7 protein-coding genes are annotated in these 6,362 nt (G+C 75.4%); 5 read left to right on the top strand and 2 right to left on the bottom strand.

Annotated features, from left to right (window positions below):
• Positions 1-66: 66 nt before the first annotated feature.
• Entirely contained in the window at positions 67-1,416 is a 1,350-nt protein-coding gene (locus EAD89_RS21930) for an MFS transporter (RefSeq protein WP_121677039.1), read from the bottom strand.
• Between the two features lie 57 nt (positions 1,417-1,473).
• Here EAD89_RS21930 and EAD89_RS21925 point away from each other — a divergent pair, with 57 nt between their 5' ends.
• The 3 genes from EAD89_RS21925 to EAD89_RS21915 are packed head-to-tail and all read left to right on the top strand — an operon-like array spanning position 1,474 to position 4,342.
• Complete coding sequence (locus tag EAD89_RS21925; protein ID WP_233578913.1) at positions 1,474-2,121, top strand: TetR/AcrR family transcriptional regulator; 648 nt, start codon at positions 1,474-1,476, stop codon at positions 2,119-2,121.
• A gap of 56 nt (positions 2,122-2,177) precedes the next feature.
• Entirely contained in the window at positions 2,178-3,512 is a 1,335-nt protein-coding gene (locus tag EAD89_RS21920; RefSeq protein ID WP_121677038.1) for an NAD(P)/FAD-dependent oxidoreductase, read from the top strand.
• Between the two features lie 11 nt (positions 3,513-3,523).
• Positions 3,524-4,342: an SDR family oxidoreductase gene (locus EAD89_RS21915; RefSeq protein WP_121677037.1), complete on the top strand. Its 819-nt coding sequence runs from the start codon at positions 3,524-3,526 to the stop codon at positions 4,340-4,342.
• A gap of 8 nt (positions 4,343-4,350) precedes the next feature.
• Here the strand turns inward: EAD89_RS21915 and EAD89_RS21910 are convergent, their stop codons facing one another.
• Entirely contained in the window at positions 4,351-5,001 is a 651-nt protein-coding gene (locus EAD89_RS21910) for a LysE family translocator (RefSeq protein ID WP_121677036.1), read from the bottom strand.
• Positions 5,002-5,233: 232 nt separating this feature from the next.
• Between EAD89_RS21910 and EAD89_RS21905 the strand changes: the two genes are divergently transcribed.
• Both EAD89_RS21905 and EAD89_RS21900 read left to right on the top strand, forming a co-directional pair.
• Complete coding sequence (locus EAD89_RS21905; protein WP_121677035.1) at positions 5,234-5,740, top strand: DUF1992 domain-containing protein; 507 nt, start codon at positions 5,234-5,236, stop codon at positions 5,738-5,740.
• A 64-nt stretch (positions 5,741-5,804) separates the two neighbouring features.
• Positions 5,805-6,356, top strand: a complete 552-nt coding sequence (locus EAD89_RS21900) for a GNAT family N-acetyltransferase (protein ID WP_121677034.1) — start codon at positions 5,805-5,807, stop codon at positions 6,354-6,356.
• The last annotated feature ends 6 nt before the right edge of the window (positions 6,357-6,362 follow it).

The following is a 6,362-nucleotide window of genomic DNA, read 5'->3' as shown; positions in this document are numbered from 1 at the left end:
GTTTCGGCGGGGGTGGGCTGGGCGTCCATCGAGGGCGAAGTCTAGTGCCGGGCGGCCGGCGCGCCGTCAGCTGGCCGCCCGGGCGCTCGCGTCCAGGGTGTAGCGGCGTTGCAGCAGCAGCGCGGCGAGCATCGCCACGGCGGGCAGCAGCCCGAACCCGTACCGGACCGCGGCGAGCGCCGCGTCCGGTTGGACCGGCGTCTGACCGGCCGTGGAGGCCACGAACCCGCCGACGGTCAGGCACAGGGCGTACGCGTACGGGCCCAGGGCCGCGCCGGTGGCCTCGGTGGCCGTCCACACCCCGGTGTAGGTGCCGGCGCCGGCCGCGCCGGCCGCACCGATCACGTCGGGCAGCATCGAGAACGGCAGCAGCTGCATGCCGGCGAACGCCACCCCGAGCACCGCCACCGCGCCGATCAGCACCGGCAGGCCGGCCGGTCGGCCGACCGCCAGCACCAGCGAGCCGGCCGCGAACGCGCCCTGCGCGCCGAGCAGCGCCTGTTGCTTGCCGACGTGACGGGCCAGCACCAGCCACAGCGGGGTGACCAGCAGCGCCGGCGCGACGAACGCGGCCACCAGCACCGTGGTCAGGCCGGGTGCGCGCAGCTCGTACTCGGCGTAGTAGGGCACCCCGGCGAGCACCAGGTGGGTGGTGGTGGACATGGCCAGGTAGGCGGCGACCAGCCAGCGGAACTGGGCATCGCGCAGCGCGGTGCGCAACGCCCGCCAGCCGCCGTGCGCCGCGGGTCCGGTCGCCGCCGCGGAGCCGCGCAACCGGGCGATGCCGACGACGCCGACCAGCATGGCGGCCAGCATCCCCACCGCGAGGACGACGCCCATCCGCTGGTAGCCGGCGCGGGTCGCGGCGTCGCCGCCGGTGAGCAGCGGGGCCAGCAGCCCGGACACGAGGATGCCCAGGGTCAGCACGACCATCCGGAACGCCATCAGCCGGGTGCGTTCGTGGTAGCCGATCCGCAGGTCGGCCGGGGTGGCCAGGTAGGGGACCTGGTAGGTGGCGAAGAGCAGGTTGCCGGCGACGAAGAAGACCGCCACCCACGCCGCGGCGGGTGCACCGGTCAGTCCGCCGGGGACCGCGAAGAGCGCGGCGAAGGCGACCGGCAGGGCGCAGCCGAGCAGCAGCAGTCGCCGCCGGTCGCCCCGGCGGGACTGCTCGACGTCGGCGCGGTGCCCGACCCACGGGTGCAGCAGCACGTCGGCGATCTTCGGCAGCAGCAGCGCGAGGCCGGCGAGCCACGGTCCGACGGCCAGCACGTCGGTGAGGAAGTAGAGCAGCAGCAGGCCGGGCACGGTCACCCAGACACCCATGCCGAGCGAGCCGGCGGCGAAGCCGGCCAGAGGCCTGCGGGGCAGTGTCGTTCCGGTGGCGGCAGCGGGCCGCCGGTCGAGCCCGGTCATCGCCGCATCCTCTCCGCAATCCAACGGTTGCTGGATTCTAGGGGCAGAATGGCGGCCATGACCATGCCCCGACGCCGTCCGGGTCGGCCCCGCCGCGACGAGAGCCGGCCGACCCGCGAGGTGGTGCTCACCGCGGCCACCGCGCTCTTCGCCGAACGCGGCTTCGACGCCGTCGGGCTGCGGGAGGTCGCCGCCGCCGCCGGCGTCGACGTGGCCACGGTCGCCCACCACACGGGTACGAAGGCGGCGCTCTACGACGCCTGCTTCGCCCGGGTGTTCGCCGCCGAGCGGGAGGTCCTGACCGAGGCCGCCGCGCAGGCCCGCTCGGCTCTCGACGCGGGGCCGGACGCGGCGCGGCGGGCCCTGCACGACCTGGTCGACGTGTTCGTCGACTTTTTGGAGGACCGTCCGGAGACCACCGCGCTGTGGCTGCGGCGCTGGCTGGAGCCGCAGCGGCACGCCGAGCTCGACCAGCGCTACGCCGAGCCGCTGTACCGCCTGGTGACCGAGCTGCTCACGGCCGCGGCGGCGGCCGGCGCGCTGGTCGAACCGACCCCGCACATCACCGTGCGGAGCCTGGTCTGGGCCGCGCACGGGCACGTGGTGGCGCTGGCCGCGGGCGCGCCGGGCGCCCGGGAGCGGCGCGAGTTCCGGGTGTTCGTGCACCGCTTCCTGGACGGCCTGTACGGACCGCCGGCCCCTTGACGGCCCGCCTGCTCACGACGATTATCCATCAGACGTTGGATTAAGTGGGGGCAGCGATGGTCGTACCACCCGGGGCGGCGGTGATCGGCGCCGGCGCGGCCGGGCTCGCCGCGGTCAAGGCACTGCTCGACGCCGGCGTGCCGACGGTCTGTTTCGAGTCCACCGACCAGGTCGGCGGCCTCTGGGTGTACGGGGCGCCCGACTCGCCCGCGTACCGCACGCTGCACCTGAACACCAGCCGCGGCCGCACCCAGTTCGCCGACCACCCCATGCCCGCCGACTGGCCCGACTACCCCGATCACCGACGGATCGCCGGCTACCTCGGTGGTTACGCCGACCGCTTCGGCCTGCGGGAGGTCATCCGCCTGCGGCACACCGTCGAGCAGGTCACCCGGGATCCCGCCGGCACCTGGACGGTGCGGGCGAGCGGACCGGACGGGCCGGTCGAGGTCACCGTCGAGGCCGTGGTCGTCGCCAACGGGCACAACCGGGCGCCCCGGCTGCCCGCCCCGCCGTACCCCGGCACCTGCACCGCCGAGCAGCTGCACAGCCACGACTACCGGGGCCCGGAGCAGTTGGCCGGCAGACGGGTCCTGGTCGTCGGCGGCGGCAACTCCGCGATGGACATCGCGGTGGACTCCTCGTACGCGGCCACCCGCACCCTGCTGTCGCTGCGGCGAGGCGTCTGGGTGGTGCCGAAGTACCTGCTGGGCCGCCCCTCGGACACCCTCAACGGGGCGCTGGCCCGCCGGCTCCCGTGGCGGCTGCGCCAGCGCATCAGCCAGGCCATGCTCAGCACCACCGTCGGCAGTCCCGCCCGCTACGGGCTGCCCGCGCCGACGCACGGCTTCCTGCAGGACCACCCGACGCTCTCCGACGGGTTGCTGTCCCGGCTGACCCACGGCGACATCGAGGCCCGACCCGGCGTCGCCTCCCTCGCCGGCGACCGGGTCGAGTTCACCGACGGTCGCAGCGACAGCGTCGATCTGATCATCTGGTGCACCGGTTACCGGGTGGAGATCCCTTTCCTCGACCCGGCGCTGCTCAACGGGGGGGCCGACTCTCTCGCGCTGTACCGGCACGTGTTCCACCCCGACGCGCCCGGCCTGACCTTCGTCGGGCTGATGCAGTCCACCGGCTCGGCGTTCCCGCTGGTGGAGGCGCAGGCCAGGCTGATCGCCGCGCAGCTCGCCGGCCGGTACGCGCTACCCGACCCGGACCGGCAGCGGGCCGCCTGCCGGGCCGAGCTGCGGGCCGCGACCGCCCGCTGGGGCCAGCGCCGCCCGGCGATGCGGGTGGACTTCGACGCCTACCTGGCCGAGCTGACCCGGGAGCTGACCGCCGGCGCCCGCCGCGCCCGCGCCACCACGCCCGTCGGAGCGGGACGGTGAGGGGCCGGGCGGTGAGCGGATTCACCGGCCGCCGGGTGCTGGTGACAGGGGCGAGCGGCACCTTCGGCCGTCACCTCGGCGCCGGCCTGACCGCCGCCGGCGCCCGGGTGGTGGGGCTCGACCTGCACCCGCGGCCCGACGACGACCTGCCCGTGCTCGGCTGCGATCTGACCGACCCGGCCGCCGTGCCACCGGCGGTGCGGGCCGCCGTCGACCGGCTCGGCGGCCTGGACCTGCTGATAAACAACGCCGGAGTCGGTGGCCCCGCCCCGGCCGAGCTGCCGCCCGACGAGGTGGTCCGCCGGCAGCTCGAGGTGAACCTGCTGGCGGCGTGGCGGACCACCGCCGCGGCGCTGCCCGCACTGCTCGCCACTCGGGGACGGGTGATCTTCGTGGCCAGCCGGATGGCAGTGCTGCCGCTGCCGCTCGCCGCCGCGTACGGGGTGAGCAAACGGGCCCTGGTCGCCTACGCCGACGCGCTGCGCCACGAGGTGGGCACCCACGTCGGGGTGAGCGTCGTCTACCCGAGCATGGTGGCCTCACCGATCCACGACAGCACCGCCGAGGCCGGCCTGTCCCTGCGGGGAGTGTCCCGTCCGGAGCCCGTCGAGGGGGTCGTCGCGGCGATCCTGCGCGCCGCCACCGCCCGACGGGCACCCCGGGACGTGGCCACCACCACGCGCGGACGCCTGGAGATGGCCGTCGGCCGGCACGCGCCCGCGCTGGCCGACCGGCTGGTACGTCGTACCCTCACCGCCCGGCTCACCGCCGGCGACCTGGACGCCGCGCCGCTGGCCGCCGGGATGGTCCGCCGGCACCGGGGACACTGACCGTCGGATCAGGGTGTGGCGATCGCCGCGCGGGAGCGGTCGGTGGCGATCCGGACGGCCAGCGCGGCCAGCGCCGTGCCGGTCACCCACTGCTGCACCCGCAGCCACACCGGCCGGCGGGCGAAGAACCCGGCCAGCGCGCCGGCGCTGAGCACGATCAACGCGTTCACGCTCAACGCGACGGCGATCTGGGTCAGACCGAGCAGCAGGCTCTGGGCCGCCACATGCCCACGCCCCGGATCGACGAACTGCGGCAGCAGCGAGACGTAGAGGATGGCGATCTTCGGGTTGAGCAGGTTGGTGACCAGCCCCATGGTGAACAGCCGGCGCGCCCGGTCCGGCGGCAGCGGCGCGGGCGTGAACGGGGAGTGCCCACCCGGGCGCAACGTCCGCCAGGCCAGCCAGAGCAGGTAGCCGGCCCCGGCCAGCTTCACCACCGCGTACAGCGCCGGCACCAGGACGAAGACGGCGGCCAGCCCCGCGACCGCCGCGGCCAGGTAGACGCCGAACCCGGCGGCCACCCCGAGCAGCGAGACCATCCCGGCGCGGCGGCCCTGCGCCACCGAGCGTGAGACCAGGTAGACCATGTTCGGGCCGGGCGTGAGCACCAGCCCCAACGCCACCAGCGCGATACCCAGCAGCGCACCCGCACCCACCATGACGAACCCCCCGTTGACTCCGACACCCGCACCGACCGTAGGTCGGGCGGCCATACCGGCCCAGAGCCACCTGCCAGGCCGTGGCCTGCTGCTGCGGAACCGGACATCCCGGCGGCAACCACCCCCGCCGGGCGGCGGCGGGAATGGCAGCCGGCCCGGGCGCGCTGACCCGTTGCGGTGCGCACCGCCGACCGGAGGCGGCGCGTTACGGTGGCCAGGGAGGTGCCGCAGGGTGACCGAAGCGTGGGAAGCGGCCGTGGAGTCGCAGATCCGGAGCGCCGTGCAACGCGGCGAGTTCGACAACCTGCCCGGCATGGGCAAGCCCATCCCCGGCCGCGGCGCGCCCTACGACGAGTCGTGGTGGATCAAGAGCTTCCTGGAGCGCGAGGCGCTCCCCAGCGACCTGCTGCTGCCCACTCCGCTGCAACTGCGCCGGCGCATCGAGCAGGTCCCCGCCGAGGTCCGCGACCTGCCCACCGAACAGTCCGTCCGGGACTTCGTGGGTCAGCTGAACGCCCAGATCGTGGCCTGGCTGCGTAACCCCGAGGGCCCCCGGGTGGCGGTACGGCCGGTGAACGCCGACGAGGTGGTCCGCCGCTGGCGCGCGGAGCGCGCCTCCGCCGGATCCCGGACGTCCACCGACTCGCTGGCGCCCACCGGCGGGCCGGCGCCCACCGGCGCACCGGTACGCCGGTCCTGGTGGGCGTGGCTGCCGTGGCGCCGCCGCCAGGCGACCTGATCCGCCCGGCGGCGGTGAGCTGACCGACCCCGGCGGGACATCGGCGTGCGGGCAGAATGTGGCCATGTCGATCGAGCTGCGAGCGTTGGCCACCCCTTCGGCGCCGGGCCTGGTCCTGCGGCCCTGGCGTGACGACGACCTGGACGCGCTGCTCGCGGCGTACCGGGATCCGGTGCTGCATCGGTGGACGCGGCACCCGTTGACCACCGTCGACGAGGGACGGCAGTGGCTGGAGAAGGTCCGGCAGGACTGGGACGACGGCCGGCGGTTCGCCTTCGCGGTGCTGGAGGACGCCGCGGACGGTCCGCTGCTGGTGGCGTGCGTGGTGCTCAAGCGGATCGCGCCCGGGCGGCCGGCGGCCGAGGTCGGCTACTGGACGGCGGCGTGGGCGCGCGGTCGGGGTGTCGCCCCGCGCGCGGTCACCGCGCTCAGCCGCTGGGCGTTCGCGCAGTTCCCCGCACTGGAGCGCCTCGACCTGCTGCACCAGGTGGACAACCCGGCTTCCTGTCGGGTGGCGGAGAAGAGCGGCTACGTCTTCCAGGAGGTGCTGCCCGCGTACCCGCCGTTCCCGCGCGACGGCCACCGGCACGCGCTCACCGCCCCCTCGGTCGGCTGAGGGCCG

Source organism: Micromonospora sp. BL4, from assembly GCF_003667505.1.
Lineage (GTDB): Bacteria > Actinomycetota > Actinomycetes > Mycobacteriales > Micromonosporaceae > Micromonospora.
The sequence above is the reverse complement of the archived record's forward strand: the minus strand, read 5'-3'. Positions and strand labels throughout refer to the sequence as shown.

What these genes read in the sequence shown, in the direction of transcription:
- EAD89_RS21930 (WP_121677039.1), bottom strand. Translation starts at nt 1,416, where the DNA reads ATGACCGGGCTCGACCGGCGGCCCGCTGCCGCCACCGGAACGACACTG.
- EAD89_RS21900 (WP_121677034.1), top strand. Translation starts at nt 5,805, where the DNA reads ATGTCGATCGAGCTGCGAGCGTTGGCCACCCCTTCGGCGCCGGGCCTG.
- EAD89_RS21910 (WP_121677036.1), bottom strand. Translation starts at nt 5,001, where the DNA reads ATGGTGGGTGCGGGTGCGCTGCTGGGTATCGCGCTGGTGGCGTTGGGG.
- EAD89_RS21920 (WP_121677038.1), top strand. Translation starts at nt 2,178, where the DNA reads ATGGTCGTACCACCCGGGGCGGCGGTGATCGGCGCCGGCGCGGCCGGG.
- EAD89_RS21925 (WP_233578913.1), top strand. Translation starts at nt 1,474, where the DNA reads ATGACCATGCCCCGACGCCGTCCGGGTCGGCCCCGCCGCGACGAGAGC.